The sequence below is a fragment of the Gluconobacter thailandicus F149-1 = NBRC 100600 genome (assembly GCF_000964465.1).
Taxonomy (GTDB): domain Bacteria; phylum Pseudomonadota; class Alphaproteobacteria; order Acetobacterales; family Acetobacteraceae; genus Gluconobacter; species Gluconobacter thailandicus.
This window is the reverse complement of sequence record NZ_BANH01000046.1, coordinates 1-16,515: the sequence shown is the minus strand read 5'-3', so window position 1 is coordinate 16,515 and position 16,515 is coordinate 1. Positions and strand designations below refer to the sequence as shown.

17 protein-coding genes are annotated in these 16,515 nt (G+C 54.9%); 10 read left to right on the top strand and 7 right to left on the bottom strand.

The features are described from left to right. Positions 1-13: 13 nt before the first annotated feature. From B7444_RS12175 to B7444_RS12160, 4 genes are read right to left on the bottom strand one after another with little or no spacing between them, the layout of a single operon-like run. A complete protein-coding gene (locus B7444_RS12175) occupies positions 14-1,324 on the bottom strand; it encodes a lipase family protein (protein WP_035730362.1) in 1,311 nt (436 codons plus the stop codon). After that, positions 1,321-2,193, bottom strand: coding sequence for a methylenetetrahydrofolate reductase (locus B7444_RS12170; protein ID WP_007283747.1), 873 nt, complete (start codon positions 2,191-2,193; stop codon positions 1,321-1,323). Before B7444_RS12170 ends, B7444_RS12175 begins: the two co-directional genes overlap by 4 nt. Then, on the bottom strand, positions 2,190-3,044 hold the full coding sequence (locus B7444_RS12165) for a bifunctional 5,10-methylenetetrahydrofolate dehydrogenase/5,10-methenyltetrahydrofolate cyclohydrolase (RefSeq protein WP_007283746.1): 855 nt from the start codon (positions 3,042-3,044) through the stop codon (positions 2,190-2,192). The genes B7444_RS12170 and B7444_RS12165 overlap by 4 nt, the downstream gene beginning before the upstream one ends. A 27-nt stretch (positions 3,045-3,071) precedes the next feature. Continuing rightward, entirely contained in the window at positions 3,072-3,653 is a 582-nt protein-coding gene (locus B7444_RS12160) for an NAD(P)H-dependent oxidoreductase (protein WP_016738024.1), read from the bottom strand. A gap of 151 nt (positions 3,654-3,804) precedes the next feature. Between B7444_RS12160 and B7444_RS12155 the strand changes: the two genes are divergently transcribed. Next, complete coding sequence (locus B7444_RS12155) at positions 3,805-4,560, top strand: IclR family transcriptional regulator (RefSeq protein WP_016738023.1); 756 nt, start codon at positions 3,805-3,807, stop codon at positions 4,558-4,560. An 8-nt stretch (positions 4,561-4,568) separates the two neighbouring features. After that, positions 4,569-5,447 (top strand): bifunctional 5,10-methylenetetrahydrofolate dehydrogenase/5,10-methenyltetrahydrofolate cyclohydrolase, encoded by an 879-nt coding sequence (locus B7444_RS12150; RefSeq protein WP_007283743.1) that lies wholly within the window; start codon positions 4,569-4,571, stop codon positions 5,445-5,447. A 36-nt stretch (positions 5,448-5,483) separates the two neighbouring features. On the opposite strand, the gene B7444_RS12145 is transcribed toward B7444_RS12150, so the two are convergent. Both B7444_RS12145 and B7444_RS12140 read right to left on the bottom strand, forming a co-directional pair. Beyond that, positions 5,484-6,842, bottom strand: a complete 1,359-nt coding sequence (locus B7444_RS12145; RefSeq protein WP_007283742.1) for an FAD-binding oxidoreductase — start codon at positions 6,840-6,842, stop codon at positions 5,484-5,486. Next, positions 6,839-7,675 carry a creatininase family protein gene (locus B7444_RS12140; RefSeq protein ID WP_224777799.1) on the bottom strand — a complete coding sequence of 279 codons (837 nt, stop codon included), beginning with the start codon at positions 7,673-7,675 and terminating at the stop codon, positions 6,839-6,841. The genes B7444_RS12145 and B7444_RS12140 overlap by 4 nt, the downstream gene beginning before the upstream one ends. A gap of 224 nt (positions 7,676-7,899) precedes the next feature. Between B7444_RS12140 and B7444_RS12135 the strand changes: the two genes are divergently transcribed. From B7444_RS12135 to B7444_RS12100, 8 genes are all read left to right on the top strand, one after another. After that, positions 7,900-8,415, top strand: a complete 516-nt coding sequence (locus tag B7444_RS12135; protein WP_035730365.1) for a DUF2165 family protein — start codon at positions 7,900-7,902, stop codon at positions 8,413-8,415. A gap of 123 nt (positions 8,416-8,538) precedes the next feature. Then, a complete protein-coding gene (locus tag B7444_RS12130) occupies positions 8,539-9,540 on the top strand; it encodes an ABC transporter substrate-binding protein (RefSeq protein WP_224777800.1) in 1,002 nt (333 codons plus the stop codon). Further along, positions 9,537-10,334: an ABC transporter ATP-binding protein gene (locus tag B7444_RS12125; RefSeq protein ID WP_007283738.1), complete on the top strand. Its 798-nt coding sequence runs from the start codon at positions 9,537-9,539 to the stop codon at positions 10,332-10,334. The genes B7444_RS12130 and B7444_RS12125 overlap by 4 nt, the downstream gene beginning before the upstream one ends. Beyond that, positions 10,331-11,095, top strand: coding sequence for an ABC transporter permease (locus tag B7444_RS12120; protein WP_007283737.1), 765 nt, complete (start codon positions 10,331-10,333; stop codon positions 11,093-11,095). Before B7444_RS12125 ends, B7444_RS12120 begins: the two co-directional genes overlap by 4 nt. Next, positions 11,092-12,375, top strand: coding sequence for a cytosine deaminase (locus B7444_RS12115; protein ID WP_007283736.1), 1,284 nt, complete (start codon positions 11,092-11,094; stop codon positions 12,373-12,375). The genes B7444_RS12120 and B7444_RS12115 overlap by 4 nt, the downstream gene beginning before the upstream one ends. Beyond that, positions 12,375-14,003 (top strand): CocE/NonD family hydrolase, encoded by a 1,629-nt coding sequence (locus B7444_RS12110; protein WP_035730368.1) that lies wholly within the window; start codon positions 12,375-12,377, stop codon positions 14,001-14,003. Before B7444_RS12115 ends, B7444_RS12110 begins: the two co-directional genes overlap by 1 nt. Positions 14,004-14,008: 5 nt before the next feature. Then, positions 14,009-14,434 (top strand): cupin domain-containing protein, encoded by a 426-nt coding sequence (locus tag B7444_RS12105; protein WP_007284698.1) that lies wholly within the window; start codon positions 14,009-14,011, stop codon positions 14,432-14,434. Then, positions 14,431-15,192 (top strand): cysteine hydrolase family protein, encoded by a 762-nt coding sequence (locus tag B7444_RS12100; protein WP_007284697.1) that lies wholly within the window; start codon positions 14,431-14,433, stop codon positions 15,190-15,192. Before B7444_RS12105 ends, B7444_RS12100 begins: the two co-directional genes overlap by 4 nt. A gap of 374 nt (positions 15,193-15,566) precedes the next feature. On the opposite strand, the gene B7444_RS12095 is transcribed toward B7444_RS12100, so the two are convergent. After that, positions 15,567-16,515: TonB-dependent receptor domain-containing protein (locus B7444_RS12095; protein WP_048855181.1), on the bottom strand; the 949-nt coding region annotated here is incomplete at its 5' end.

Below are 16,515 nucleotides of genomic sequence, written 5' to 3'. Positions count from 1 at the left end.
CATTTTCAGGCTCTCAGTTGTTCCATGGAATGTTTGGAAGCGGCTTTTCTACAGGCCCAGGTTCTTTGATGGCTGAGCAATTCTGTGGAGGTGTCCGTCCAGCCAGAAGGCTTTTCACAAAGGGAACAGAATCCTTCAGCGAGACATTGACGGCGCCATTATGCGTCATTCCCGGATAGCGCTTCCATAGAACATGCGTCTCGGCATCGCACATCGCCGCCACGGCATTGTACTGACCATTCACGCCTGCCTCACCGTCCGCCAAGCCAGTACCAGCGAACACAGGGAAGCTGATCTTGGCGTCAGGGATGGTAAACGCCGTGTCATGTCCTGCCTCGAAGGCTGGTAGCTTGTCGTTGAACAGGACATTGCTTTGCACTTTCATCTCGTCGGCTTTATCGAAAAGATTATGCAGGCAGGCGTGGCGAGCGACCTCTGACATCTTGCGACCGGCTTCCGTCATGACAGATCGGCTGTCCGTTTCCGGGTGCAGGGCCTGATCCGAACCCTCTACCCGAAGCATTGCGAATGCAGAGTCCATCTTTGTAGCGTCTGTATAGACCTCCGGAATGGGAGAGTGTTTGGCGGTCGGCGAAGGGGCAAAGCCAGTAACGAGGCCGGTTGCAACCACGCCGTGAATTTTCAGGTCTGGGGCGTAAGAAGGAGTCAGCCAGGCTGTGCCCAATGCAGCCCCAGAGCCCTGAGACTGGCCAACCAGAACAATCCAGTTCCTGAGTTGCCCCGGAAAACCTTTCAGAGACGCGCGCAGACCATTCAGAACGCTGTATCCTTCCGGTTGATAGAGAAGATAAGGATGTGGTCCAGCGGTGCCCAGTCCCTGATAGTCGCTGGCGATCACTGCAAAACCTTCAGCGAGCCAGCGGGACAGATAGGCCTTGTCGCGGCTGGAATATCCCCGCCAGGATGGGGCGCAGACGTCTGCAATGCCTGTGGTTCCATGCTCCCAGGCGACAACAGGCCACCCGTTGGCTGGCATCTTGCCTTGTGGCAGCAGAACCTGTCCGGAAACTGCAACTGGACCGCTCTTTCCCAGACCATTCTGAGAGGAATAGAGGATCCTGATGCCGCGGCTCGTCCCTTTGGGGAGGGTTGTCAGATCCATATCTTCCTGTTGGATCAACTGGCCCGGCATCGACGGAATGGCTGTCTGGGGACGATAAAACGCGCTGACGCCCCCGTCTCCGTAAAGATCGGTGCTGAGGCGCGCTTCATGAGACACATGAGCTCTACCCTCCGTCTCTGAGCATCCTCCAAGCATGAGGAGGGCTGTCAAGGATGTGAGAACAAAGGGTCTATGCCTCATGACGGCTCTCCATAGGTGGAACAAGAAAAATTGCGACGCCATTCGAGCGTGCGAGCGATCGCTCCAAACGGATAGAAATGCAATCCGTGGAAAAGCGTATCCGGGGTTTCAGCGATTGAGCCGGCGATAGCATCCACCAGATCCTTTGGATTGCAAGGGGTGAACCAGCGATGCAGTTTCCAGCGCTGTTTCTGCATGAAGCGCAGGGATTGTCCGACACCACAGGCCAAGCCGTAACGAACCAGCGTTCTGGGTGTTGTCAGGCCATATACGCCGAGATTGATCGGCAATCTTACGCCTGCAGCTCTAAGGCGCTTTTCCCAATTCAGAATGGGTGCGGCATCAAAGCAGAACTGCGTGACAATCTGCATATTCAGCCCCTGCGCGCGAGCCAGTTCCTGTTTTCGTAGCAGATACTGTTCCAGCTGCTTTTCAGTTGCTTGTGGATGCCCCTCAGGGTGGCCTGCCACATAGACCGTTCTGATCCCGGCCTGGGCTGGGATTTCAGTTTCCAACACCTGAACGGTGTCTGTGAACGTCCCTGCCGGTTTGTCTGCCCCTCCCGCTATCAGAAGCATGCGTGGAATGTCGCGTTCGATCAGTGCAGTGCAGATGTTTCGAAGGTGCTGCGTGTCCCGTATCGAACGAGCTGCAACATGGGGGACAGGAAGATATCCGCAGAGTTTCAAGAGATCACAGGCGGCAAGAACATCGGCAAACGGTACGCCGGGCAGCCATGTCACAAAAACCCGAGAGCCGCGATCAAGGTCCGGCAGGACACCCGAGAGTTCAAGAATACGGGACGGCAAAAGCTCGATCGAGCTTTCTGTCATCAGATTTGTACGAACCTGACCGATCGATCTGATCATGCGGTGCCCTTCTTTTCAGCAAGATCCAGAACGGTTTTCAGAAGCATCATACGGGTCATGACCCCAAAGCTTCGGTCGGGCGGTGTCATCCACCCTGCGACTTCAGAAACATCAGGATGAACATCCCCACAGAGCATGCCTTCTGGCCAGCTCATGCCAACATCGATCACAACTGCCCCTGCTCTGACCATGTCTGGCGTGACCAGATGTGCGGAACCAGAGGCCGTGATGATGATATCGGAATTTCTTAGGATATTTCCTAAATTTTTGCTTTTACGGTGCAATATCGTAACGGTTGTATTGCGCGACTGCCCTGAGAGCAAGAGGCTGGCTGGCAAACCGACAAGCTTGCCTCTTCCAAGAATGGCCACACGCGCTCCGTCAAGTGCGAGGCCTGTCTGTAAGAGCAGAGCGTCAATGCCTCGCACCGTGCAGGGAATAACGGTTGGTTCAGAGGTGGTCAGGGAGAGCAGATTGACGGGATGAAGCCCGTCAACGTCCTTATGAGGACTGATTGCCTGAATGACTGCGTTTTCGTCCAGATGCGACGGCAGAGGGAGTTGCACCAGAATACCGCTGACGGAGACATCCGTATCCAGCATCTGGATCTGCGTCAGAAGTTCAGACCGTGTAACGGAAGCTGGAAGAACCACCTTCCGGACCTCGATCCCAACTTTCCTGCAGTCTTCAATCTTGCGAGCCACATAGGTGGCGCTCTGGGGATCTTCTCCAACTTCGACGAGGGCCAGGCAGGGGACGATACCCCGAGCCCGAAGCGTCCCTGCCCGGTTGCGACTGTCTTCCAGGAGACGCAGCCCTAAAGCATCCAGATCAAAGAAACGAGCAGTCAATGCATGTCCTCCTGCAAAACAGCCAGTTCAGATGGCTTTCAGCTTACGGATCACTTTTTTCATGAAAGCTCGACGGGCATCCAGCGTCGTGTTGTTCATGTTGTAAAGTCCCAGATAATCCACACTGACACGACGGTTCATTACGGCACGCAGAAAGCGGGTTCCGTTCTTCCGTGGCGGATCTCCCAGAACAAAAGCTCTGTGACGGGGGCAGCCATATGTGGTGACAGTTATGACTTTCTTGATGTTCGTGAAGCCGGGCGAAAGCTTGCCATCTATCAGTTTGAAAGACACATCCGGCAGGAATACACGATCGAAATAGCCCTTCATGATCGCTGGCCAACCAAAGTTCCAGACGGGATGACATAGAACCAGCACATCCGTGCTTTGCAGGCGCTTCACATAATCCGCCACGCGGTGCTGATTGATCGTGACATCATGATATTCGATGCGATCCTGCGGGCTGAGCACAGGGTCGAAATTGTCCCGATACAGGTCCAGGCTATCGACTTCGTGCCCTTCTGCTTCCAGTGTCTGTGTTACCAGCCTGAACAGGGCAGCGTTGAAGCTGTCTTCCAGAGGGTGGGCAAAAATGACGTGAACTTTCACAAGGCACTTCCTGATCAGGGACTTTGTCTGAAACATTTCGTTCGATATTCGAACTCTTGTTCGATTTATTTATCTTAGGCATAATCGTTTTCAGCCTGCAATGACATTCGCAACGTCGATGCATTGTTTTTTTGCCGAGGACCATCTTCCCATGGATCAGCCCCTACCCGTCCCTGAAACGGAAATTTCCCTGACTTTCGCCAAAGGCCTTGAAGTTCTAAGGGCATTCGATGGCGGTCAGACGGACATGACTGTTGCCGATATTGCCCGGAAAGTCGGTCACACGCGGGCTGCAACAAGACGTCTGGTGCGCACGCTGGAATGTCTTGGGTATGTCAAAGGAATAGAGCAGCGGTATCGCCTCACGGCGCGCGCCCTGAAACTGGGCCTGGGCTTTCTGCAAAGCCGGTCAATCGGACACCTTGTGGGGCCGGTCCTGCGGGCCGAATCTCTGGCGCTTGGTGAATCGATCTCCCTGGCACTTCTTGATGCGATGGAGGCGATCTACGTGTTCCATAATCCCGCAGATAAAGTCGCAGAAATGGCGGGCCACACCATCGGCAGCAGCATGCCTCTGGCAACGACCGCGACGGGTCAGGCGATATGTGCCTTTCTGCCTTCGAAGGTGCAGCAACAGGTTCTCACGATCTCCAAACTTTCCGACGTCGAGCATGGCGAACTGACGCGTCATCTAACAGAAATTTCGGTGCAGGGCTTTGCTCTCAAGGATATTTCACCGCAGGGCGATCTACGGGCGCTGGGTGTGCCAGCCTTTAATCTTGATGGAGACGTCGCCGGAGCGCTCAGCATTGTCTTCCCGGTCAGCCGCTATGATGATGCACAGATCCGGCACTCTCTTGTTCCCCACCTTCAGCGATGCGCAACGTATCTCGTTAGCGCCCTGTGAGACCGCACATGACAACCATTCTGCATACGTCTGAACTGGCTGAACGCTATCTGGGAACTCTGAAAGCCCAGATCAGCCTTCATCTGGATTACCCGCCGACCCTTGCGGTGGTTACTGGAGCTACAGATGCTGGTCCACAGGCTTATATTCGCCGCATCTCGGCGTTAGGAGAACATGGCGGCATTAATATCAAGACTGTTGATGCGGCAGGTCAGGACGAAAATGCTTTTTGCCAAACTGTCCGAGAGCTTGGTGCTAATCCGCAGATAGACGGCATTCTGATTCTCTTTCCCTTACCAGACGGGGTCTCGCGCGATGCGGTTCTTGCTGCCATACCCGCCGAAAAAGACGTGGATTGTCTTCATCCACTCAATCTGGGGAAGGTAACGGCTGGATCTCCTGGATTTCAGCCATGCACCGCGACCGGAGCGTTGATGGCGGCTGAATATCTCGCAGGAGACCTTCGCGGAAAGAACTGCGTCATCATTGGCAGTTCAGCTGTCGTCGGCCGCCCTCTGGCGATGCGTCTGCTCGATCGGGGCGCGACAGTCTCGGTGGTTCATATTGATACACAGGACATCACGTCTCACTGCCGTAATGCCGATGTCCTCTTCTCGGCCGTCGGCAAGGCGAGGCTTGTAAACAGCGCGTGGATCAAGCCGGGCGCTATTCTGATTGATATTGGGATCAGCTATTGCCCGGCAGAGGGACGTGTCGTGGGAGACGTGGATCTTAAATCCATAGATCACATCGCATCGGCCGTTACAGCGGTTCCAGATGGCGTCGGCCCACTGACGACCTGCACCCTGCTGGCCAATACCGCCAAAAGCGCATTTGACCGTTTGGGACTGGATTTCTCATTCCCGGATTTGCCCCCGAAAGCATGAAAAAAGCCGGGAAGATCACCTTCCCGGCTCTCTGTTTCAGTCTTGAGGTTCCAGCGTTCTGGCACTGAGCATTTTGCCTGGATTGAGCAGAAGCATCGGATCATAACGCTTTTTGATGGCGGCCAGATCCGGCGATGCCACACGGTGCATGCCGCCCTCCTCGATCGTCACAACGTGAGGATTGGCGATGTTCACACCACGCTTTTCATGTTCCGCAATGATGTGATTGAGGCGGTCTTCATCCGTAAAGCGAATGACTGGAAGAGCCGCACAACTGACATGCCCGCCCATGGGGAAAAATTCCAGGTGCATCATCAGTTCATCAGGGAAAAGTGCCCGGATTTCCGCGACCTTGTCGAGCGTACCTTCTGCCGGATAACCACACTGGAGATAGGTATATCCACGGTCCTTCTTCAGAACCTGAAGTGTTGTGTGGTTCCACGTCAATTCATATAGCGGCGTAGCGCCAGACGTGTCTTCCATTTCCCGTGTGTTGGCTTCGTAACAGAGCTGGCCGCCAGCCTTGGTCGCCAGAAGCTTCACTGTCTCAATCCCTGCCGGAGCAATCATGAGGATGACGAGTGCTGCCCCCTCTGGCACATGCGCGCGCACAGAAGCAAAAAACGGCGGAAGGTCGCTATCCACGACAGAAACAAGCTTCTTCTGGATGCCACTTTGCAAGGCGATGTCTCTTGCGAAAACAGCGGCTTCCTCGAAGGAGCCAAACGAAACTGCCATATCCTGCCAGTTAACAGCAGGTTCCACGCCGATTTCGAGCTCGGTAATCAGGCCGGTCGTTCCGTAAGTATGCAGAACACTTCGCGCGTCCTGACCACGTAACTCCAGAATTTCAGGCTCTTTACCAAGCGTCATGAGACGAAGGGCCAGAACATTTCCCGGCGATGATAGACCGCCCCACCGAACGGACCCGATGCCGCCGGAACCACCCGCAATGAAGCCACCAATCGTGGCTGTCCGCTTGGTGGACGGGTACATCCGGACTTCCCATCCCTGCTCCTGCAGCGCCCGATCCAGATCCAGCATATTCATGCCGGCCTGTACGCGCGCAACGCCATCCTTGACCCAGAGCAGCTTGTTCAGCTCTGTCATTTCAATGACAGCCCCGCCCTCCATCGGTACAGCCTGCCCGTAATTGCCGGTACCGCCTCCGCGCGGGGTCAGTCGTGTCTTTGTCTCACGCGCTGCAGAAGCAATTTTGAGAAGGTCCTCCTCCGTCCGTGGCATCACGATACAATCGGCAAAACAGCTATCGAGCTGACGTTTCAGAACGGGGCTGTACCAATAGAAGTCCCGACTTTTACGTTTAACAAGGGCCGGAACTGTCTGGACAGGAATGTCACCGAGCAGCGCAAGGAAGGTTTCGATACCGCTCATCGGCCAAGATCCTCGGTGATGGGGCGAATACGCTCCAGCGGATATTCTGCAATTTCGGCAAGAAGCTCAAGAAAGCCCTTGATCCACTGGTTGGCAACGGCCTCACCCTTTTCCGCGGTGGCGATGCCAGCATTTCCTGCGGCACCAGAAGGATGAATGTCGTGGGTCAGCCAGCCAAAGCCGACACGGCCTTCTGCTTCCAGCCACTTCGCGGTCTCGGCCAGCTTCTGCGGCCAGGGCTCGAAATTGTCTGCGCGGCTCATGTCTACGAGGTCGGGCCGAAGGTGCAGCATCAGAGACGTTTCGATGTCGCCGCCATGAATGCCGTACTGGCGCTCTTCAGCTGTGAACATGCCGTCTGGAACGCCAAACCGGGACCAGCCAACACAAACGACAAACATTCCATGCGTCCGGCGCAGCGTCCTTGCAACAATATCAAGGATCTGCGGCTGACCGCCATGGGAATTCAGAAGAACCAGCCGCTTCACGCCTGAACGAGCAACACTCTCGCCAATCTCGATCAGAACCTGCGTCAGGGTCTGGGCGCTCAGCGTTAGTGTACCGGGGTAAGCCACATGCTCTTCACTTTTCCCGACAGCCTGGATCGGAAGTGCGGTCGCTGGGACTGTTGAAGGAAGAGCCTCCAGAGCCTTGTCGAGCAACATCTCGTTGATGCAGGCATCCACATAGACTGGCAGATGGGGACCATGCTGTTCAACCGCTGCAACCGGAAGAATAGCCACCGTTTCTGGCGGAAGATGGCGGAACTGGCGGGAAATCATGTCACACCAGCGTTTCTTGGGCCAGAAAACCGTCTCGGGGCTGCTTGTCATGGGCTTGGCTTCCGTTGTTCGTCGTGTGGAATGACGCATCCCGGTCGAGCCGGGCCGACAAATTTCCTGTTCCGATATGATATTATTCCGGAACGAAAAGATAGGAGAAACAGGAACTTTGCAACTTTTAAAGCATCTATTTTCGATCATATGAGTGCAAAAAAAAGCGCACAAACTGCGTAGATATTCCGTTAGCGTTCCTGAACACCCTTGGAAGACCACACATGTCACTGTCCTCTTCAGCCCCGCTTCCTACTCTCCTGAGTCGAGCATCCAAAACCATCATGGTTGCGTCTCTGGGAGTCTTTGGCCTCTTGGTGGCCGTGAATAATATGACGGATTACGGATCAAATTATGAGTTTGTCCGGCATGTCCTTTCTATGGATACGACATTTCCCGGCAATGCGCTGAGATGGCGAGCCGTCTCTTCTCCTGTGCTCTGGCATATATTTTATATGCTGATCATTGCGGCGGAATTCCTGACTGGCACCCTCTTCTCTTTCGCGGCGTTGCAAATGGCACGGACAGTCAAGGCATCCGCTGAAGAGTTTCGCTCTGCCCGTGCGCTGGTCCCTGTCGCGACCGCATTGGGTTTCATGATCTGGTTCTTTGGTTTTTCCGTCGTGGGAGGCGAGTGGTTTGCGATGTGGCAATCTCACATCTGGAACGGGCAGGAAGCGGCATTCCGTTTCTTCATGACAATGCTGGGTGTCTGCGTGTTCACGCAGCAGGGAGACTGAGTGCATCCTTTTTGCGCGCGCAAAGAGGTGAAAAAGGTATCGGTCTGGCAGCAGAATAAGTCTTCACAGCGGAACAAAAAAGCCGTTACGGTCTGATTATAAAATCAAGTCGGGAGGCAGCGCATGACATTACCAAGGCTCAATCGCCGCAGCATGCTTCAGGGCATCATGGCTGCGGGAGCTCTGTCTTCCCTGTCCACCACAAGAGCCAAAGCCGCATCAAAACCACTTAGCCTCCTGACCAACTGGTACGCTCAGGCAGAACATGGGGGATACTATCAAGCGGCGGAAGACGGTCTGTACGCCCAGCAGGACCTGGATGTCTCCATTCAGATGGGCGGCCCTCAGATGAATATGACGCAGCTTCTGATGGCTGGTCAGTGTGATATCGCCATCATGCAGGGCGAAGAAGCGATCCGCTGTGCCATTCAGGGTATTCCGGCCGTCGCTATCGGGACGACCTTCCAAAAGGGTGTCGGGGGCCTGATGACCCACCCGGATATCCACGATATTGGCCAGCTCAAAGGTCATCCTATTCTGATCAGTTCAGAAGGTCGCGCCAGCTTCTGGGTATGGCTCAAGAAGCGTTATGGCTTCACTGAAGATCAGGTTCATCCCTACACCTATAATCTCCAGCCTTTCGCCTTCAATCCAGAGATGGCCATGCAGGCATTCGTCTCGTCCGAGCCTTATGGTGCGAAAAAAGCCGGTATCCCTTTCAATTTCTTCCTATTGGATGACCTGGGATATGCGGCCTACGGAAACGTTCTGATGGTTTCGCGGAAGACACTTGAAGAGCGCGGACCGGAATTGCGGAAGTTCATTGCGGCCAGCAGTGAGGGCTGGAAGCGCTACATCTTCGGGGATGCGAGCAAGGGTGACGCGGCCATTCGCAAGGCTAATCCGGACATGAGCGCCGATCAGCTCGTCTGGTCCCGTCAGAAATTGCGAGACATCAAGGCTCTTGGAGCACCTGGAGCGCCCATCATGACGATGAATGATGAACGCTGGAAACGCATTTACGATATTCAGCTCGCAGCTCAACTCGTCCCGGACAGTCCACAATGGAGGAGCGCTTACACGCTTGATTGTGTACGCGATGGCTTGGCGACGGTTCCGGCATGAACACTTCCGTCCTCTCCCTCGCTGGCATTGAAAAAGTTTTCCCAAACGGCGTGCGCGGGCTGTCTCCTGTCGACCTCACCGTTGAAAAAGGCGACTTTGTCACGCTGATCGGGCCATCAGGTTGTGGAAAGAGTACGCTTCTGAAGCTGATCGCCAATCTGCACACACCATCTGGCGGGAAAATGAACTGGTGGGGTGGAAATTTTGGCGACGTCGGTCGCAAAGGTCGCCGCATGGCATTCGTTTTCCAGGACGCCACGTTGATGCCCTGGGCGACGATCGCGAAAAACGTTCGTCTTCCGCTCGATCTGGAAAAGGTAGACCGCGCGACGGCCGATAAGCGCGCTTTAGCCGCCCTTGAGCGCGTGGGCCTTGGTCACGTGACAGAGCATTATCCTGCCCAGTTGTCCGGCGGTATGAAAATGCGTGTGTCCATCGCCCGTGCCTTGGTTACGGAACCTGACCTTCTCCTGATGGATGAGCCCTTTGGTGCTCTGGATGAATTCACCCGTAACCGCCTCGATGAAGAAATGGCGCGGCTCTGTTATGAAGACGGCCTGACAACGCTCTTCGTGACTCACGCCCTGCATGAAGCAGCTTTTCTCTCCAGCCGCGTTATGGTGATGGCCGCCCGCCCCGGTCGTATTCATGCCCAGTACGAAATCGATCGGTCCATCCTCCGCAATGAAGAATTCCGTCTGTCGGATCAGTTTGCGGGGATCAGCCGGGAACTGGCTATTCTTCTGGAAGATGCCAGTCGGGAAAGCATGATCCAGCAGGAGGTGCGCGCATGATGTCCTCCCGCACATTCTCTTTGCTGGCTCCTGTTACGCTTGGCATCATCATTCTAGGGATTTGGGAGGGGGTCTGCCGTTTTTGGCATATTCCCCCCTATCTGATGCCGTCGCCATCGGCCATATGGCGTGCGCTGATGCTCGATGGCGTGGCTCTGCTTCATGCCCTGCTCATCACGCTGGAAATCACATTTGCAGCCTTGATTGCCGCTGTCGTGGGAGGCGTGCTCGTCGCATTCCTGCTGGTGCAAAGCCCGCTCATCGAGCGTTGCCTGATGCCCTACGTCGTCATCATGCAGGTAACACCGATTGTCGCGATTGCCCCTTTGATCATCATCCTGATCCATAACACGCCACTGGCTTTGACCGCCTGTGCGGCTTTGGTCGCCATTTTTCCAGTTATTTCCAATACGCTACAGGGGCTGCGGAGTGTTGACCCCGACTTGGCCGCTTACTTCCAGATGCACAAGGCTTCCCGTCTTCAGACATTAACCCGGCTTCGCATTCCCAGCGCACTTCCCATGTTTATGGCAGGTCTACGCATTGCTACCGGCCTCTCTCTCGTCGGCGCAATTGTTGCCGAGTTTGTTGCGGGAACAGGCGGAAATTCAGCCGGTCTGGCCTATCAGATCCTGCAGTCAGGCTTTCAAATGGATATTCCGCGCATGTTCGCGGCCCTTTTTCTCATTACCGTCGCTGGCCTTGTTCTTTACACCGCTGCTGCCAGCCTGCAACGCTTCGCCCTGAGACACCGCTCATGACTTTTCCTTTCCCTGCTGGCCAGTCTCCTTCGGGCCTTCTGAACGCGAGTATTCCGAAGGATCTTCTTCCTTCCGCACTCGCAGGAAGCAAACTCTGCGACATCGCTCTCGAAAACGGACGTATCGCGGAGATTGTCCCAGCCGGCCAACTCCCCCATATCCCGGGTAACGTCGACCTCAAGGGCCAAATGGTCTGGCCCTGCTTTGCCGATAGTCATACCCATCTGGACAAGGCCTTCATCTGGGATCGGACACCCAATCCCGATGGAACATTCATGGGCGCGCTTCAGGCCACCACACAAGACCGTGAAGCTTACTGGACGGATGCGGATGTAGAACGCCGCATGGAGTTTAGTCTGAACTGTGCCTATGCCCATGGCACAAGCGCCATCCGAACCCACCTGGATACGTTCGGTGTGCATGGGAGCCGCGTCTGGCCCCTTCTTCGCAGGCTCCAGAAGAAATGGGCTGGAAAGATCGCGCTTCAGGGCGTCTCCCTGACCATGCCAGAGCGCTATATGGGGGAAGACCGGGACGGCATTGTGCGGAGTGTTGCCGAGACAGACGGTGGCGTTCTGGGGGCCGTCCTGATGAAGCACAATACGACGGAAGACGCGTTGGACGTGCTGTTCGGCCTGGCGACGGAGTACGGACTGGAACTGGACTTGCATGTTGACGAAAACGGCGAAACAGGCGGCACAGCGCTTGAACTGGTGGCTCAGGCAGCGATCAGGCATCGCTTTCGCCAGAAAATCCTATGCGGACATTGTTGCAGCCTGACAGTGCAGGATGACGTCGATCAGAAGCGTATCATCTCGCTTTTGGCCGAAGCTGGGATTGGAATCGTCAGTCTGCCGCTTTGTAACATGTATCTCCAGGACCGGACTGCTGGCCGGACCCCGCGCTGGCGGGGCGTGACACTGTTGCAGGAACTGGATGCCGCAGGCGTACCGGTCATGCTGGCGAGCGATAACGTGCGCGATCCTTTCTATGCCTACGGGGATTTCGACATGCATGAAATCCTTCAGGGCGGCACCCGCATCGGGCATCTCGACCATACCAGTCGACCCTGGGCGCAGTCCGTCACCAGTCGTCCGGGAGACTGGATGGGGCGGAAACACCGTCTTGAGAAAGGCGCAGTGGCCGATCTTATTGTCTTTCCGGCCCGGAACATGAACGAGTGGATGAGCCGCAACCAGACAGGCCGTACGGTTCTCAGAGCCGGACGCGTTATCGACGCCGTACCTCCAGCCTATGAAACTCTTGGAGGAGGACTCTGATGGTTGCGCTCAAAGCACGCCGCACGGAAGCCATGCTGACACGGGACGGTATCCGTCTTGTAGCGGATATCTGGGAGCCGAAAGGAAATGGGCCCTTCCCCGTTCTTCTCATGCGTCAAGCGTATGGTCGCCGGATTGGCACGTCGCTGTGTTATGCGCCGCCAGAATGGTATGCCCGTCACGGTTATATCGTCGTCATGCAGGATGTCCGTGGTCGTGGAGACTCAGGTGGCGAGTTCGTTCTTTTTGAGCATGAAGCAGAAGATGGCGCTGACACGATCGCCTGGGCCGCCACGCTTCCTCGAAGCAACGGCCGCGTCGGGATGTTTGGCTTTTCCTTCCAGGGAAGTAACCAGCTTCTGGCAGCCGGTGAAAAGCCGGAGGCGCTAAAGGCGATTGCGCCAGCCATGATTGGCTGGCAACTGGATCGGGACTGGGCTTACGAAAATGGCGCATTCGCGATGCGTGCAAATGTCGGATGGGCGACACAGCTCGCAGCGGAAACCGCCCGCCTCAAGGGAGACTACGAGGCGCAGCAGATCCTGTTTGCTGCCAGCCGCGGGACATCCTTCAACGGGCGGCAGCCTACCGTTCCGGCTCATGACGCCCTGCTTGCCAAATACAGTCATTACAGCCGCTGGCGGGATACGCCTCCCGGTGATGCGTACTGGGACGAAATTTCTCCCGCTAGTCGCCTCAATGATATTGCAAAACTTGCCCCAGCTGTCCTGCTGATCGGCGGGTGGTATGACAGCCATCTTCCCGGAACGTTGGAGGCCTATCGCGCGCTTTCCCTCCATATGCCGACCCGGCTCATTGTCGGGCCGTGGGCTCATTTCCCTTGGGACCGCCATATCGGGGATGTGGACGTCGGTAACGATGCCATTACGGACATAGATCAGCAGCAGGTCAAATTCTTCGATCAATGGCTGAAATCGGAACCAGAACAGCAGGCCGCTCCTGTCCGTCTTTTCGATATGGGCGCGTGTCAGTGGCAGGATCTGCAAGACCTGCCGGAAGGTAACACGCAGGCATTTCCTTATGGAAATGGGCGTGCTGCCATTGATACCCGAGATGGTGCCCTGGCTCTCACGGTGCCGGATGATGAGCTTGTCTTGTCTGAAAGCCTCACCCTCGATCCGTGGCGTTCGGCAGGACCTTGCGGCGGTAGTTTTGGATTTCCCGGAGGGCCTGTGGACCGGGCCCGCACGGACGCACGATCAGACGTTTTGACCTTCACGACCGCTCCGCAAGAGACAGACAGACTGCTGGCAGGAACCCTCACAGGCTGTTTCGAGTTCGAAAGCGAATATGAGAGCTTCGATCTCCACGCCACTCTCTCCCGTGTGGACAGGCATGGAAAGGTTCATCCACTTGCCGAAGGCTATGCCTTGGCTAAGCCCGGTCAGACCTTCCTTCCAATGCGCGGCACGTGCCTGACGCTTCAAAAAGGTGAGCGGCTCAGGCTTTCCCTCTCCCTTGCCTGTTTCCCGGTCTTTCCAGTCAATCCCGGTACAGGCGACAGCCCCATCACAGCGACGCTGGATCAGCAGCAGGTCACAACAGTTCATCTGAGATGTGGCTCGGGCACATACCTTCTTCTTCCTTGGCTCAAACAGGAAAGCTAACTCTCATGCCTTTTGCAAAATGCAGCCCCGATAGTGTTGAAGCCTTCCGGATTGCGCCGGACGCAACCAATTACTTTGCCATCCTGTTTGACAGGAAAGCTGGTGATTATTCTTCCATCGCAGTCGTGGAAATTTTCGAGCCGGGAGGAGCCACGCCTCCGAATACCCATACAGATGCTGACGAAATGTTCTTTGTTCTTTCAGGAACGGGTCGAGCCTGGTGTGATGGCAAAAGCTGTGAGTTGAAGGCTGGTGATGCACTTCTGGTCAAACCTGGCTCGGAACATGTTCTGGAGAATACCGGTACCAGCAAGTTGTATACGCTGACAGTCATGACGCCGGACGAAGCGTTCGGAGACCTTATCCGTAGCGGCATTCCGGTCAAGCTGGATGCCGAAGACCTCTCTGTCCTCTGTGGAGGGAGTCAATGAGACGTCTGGGCAGTACTTATGCCAATAGCTGGGGTGCGACAGAGTCTTCTATCAGTCTACTGCGACCAGAACGCAAGTCCAAGCCGGTCAGTATCCCCTCCGCGCCGCAAACACTGACTTTCGATCTGGCTCGGACGGCGATTATTGTCATCGATATGCAGAACGACTTCTGTCATTCGGACGGCTGGCTTGCATCGATTGGCGTGGATATTGCTGCGGCCCGTCGTCCGATCAAGCCTTTACAGACGCTTCTTCCCATTCTGCGCGAGCATGACGTACCGGTCGTCTGGCTAAACTGGGGAAACCGCCGGGATAAACTCAATCTCCCGCCATCATTCCTGCATGTTTACGATCCGACAGGAGAAGATAAAGGGATCGGATCACCAGTTGGTGCAGCGGACAGGAAAGTTCTTGAGGATGGCAGTTGGAATGCTGCCATCGTCGACGAACTGGATGTCGAGGCAGAAGATATTCATGTCTCGAAATATCGGATGAGTGGCTTCTGGGATACGCCTCTTGAGGGCATCCTCCGGAACCTGCGTGTGGATACCCTGCTTTTTGCCGGCGTGAATAGCGATCAGTGCGTTCTCAGTACGCTGACAGACGCAGGCTGCCTTGGATATGACTGCATTCTGCTGAACGACTGCTCCGCAACAACGTCTCCTGAATTCTGCGAGCAGGCTACAATTTATAACGTCAGACAGTGCTATGGCTTCGTGGCGACGGGTTCAGATCTGGTGAAGGCTTTAAGAAAGTAAAATTCCTCCAGTTCATATCTGAACATAAAAAGGCGTAATACCGGTCTGGGTATTACGCCTTTTCTATATTTGTATGATGTATCGTAATTTTATTACGGATTATCGAGAAATAGATCTCTTTTTTTGCTTATGGTGCTTTTCCACCGAGCATTCAGGCGCTCCCCTGTATCAGGATCTCGGCTGAACAATAGCACAGGGGATGCAGGCATTAACGAGATATGCCCTCCATTCGTCAGACAGCACATCGACCGTCTGGAGTACCAAACCTTAAAAGATGAAAAGACACTACGTTCCATCTATGATGTTGCTCGATACAAAAATACCCTCAGAAGCTTACAAACTTCTGAGGGTATAGATCGAATAAGAAGTGTCGATCAGAATGCTGTAGAAATCGTTCCGGTCATGCTGAAACGTGGCTCAACATAGAATTGTGCGCTTGAACCCGTACCTGAAAGATTGCCGTTCATCAAACGCACTGCCGAAGCGTTTGTGCCTACACCAACAACGCCCGTCCGAACAATAGAACCCGTCAGGTTGGTGAAGTTCAGACGGATGGTGGGCGATTTGGCGTACCAGACAGGCTTGAAATGGTAGCCCAGAGACAGCGTGTTGGTCACATAGCCAGGAATGCGCTGGTCTCCCGCGATGGAAACAGACTGCGGACCAGTATAGTGAAGAGTGGCGTTGGCAAAAAAGCCTTGGTTTACATAGCTCAGGCCGAAATTTGCCATGACATGCGGTGAAAGCGGAGCTTGTGTTCCCTTGCTTCTGAATGCAGTCAGAGTACCAGCAGCATCGGATGCAGCAATATTGGTATCCATCCGGGCATTCAGATACTCAAACGAGACGTAAGGGCTAAATCCATAGATTGGCTGCGTGGAAACCATGACGTCGAAACCGCGAGCTGTCTGGTTACCAGCGTTAACGACGCCAGTCTGATTATTGCCCAGATAGGTCGTCAGAAGTCTGTTTGTAATATTGTAGTTGAACAGATCCAGATCAACAATGACGTACTTGTCATTGTAACGGTATCCCAGTTCTTCCTTAATGGAGTACTGGTTCTTCGGAAGTGTTCCTGTGTAAGCTGTATTTCCAAGTGCAGATGCAGATGGCTGACGGAAGTCGCCCTCAGCATTCACGTACACCTGATGGTGGTCGTTAAAGTGGTAGCTGATTGACAGATGAGGCAGCGGCGCAGTCAGGTTTTGGCCCATCTGCTTGTTGGCAGGATATGTCCTATACCAGACGTTGGACATGACATATTTGAATCCAGCATTAACTAGGTCACGTTGACAAAGGATCTGATCCAGAGCCTTGCGGCGG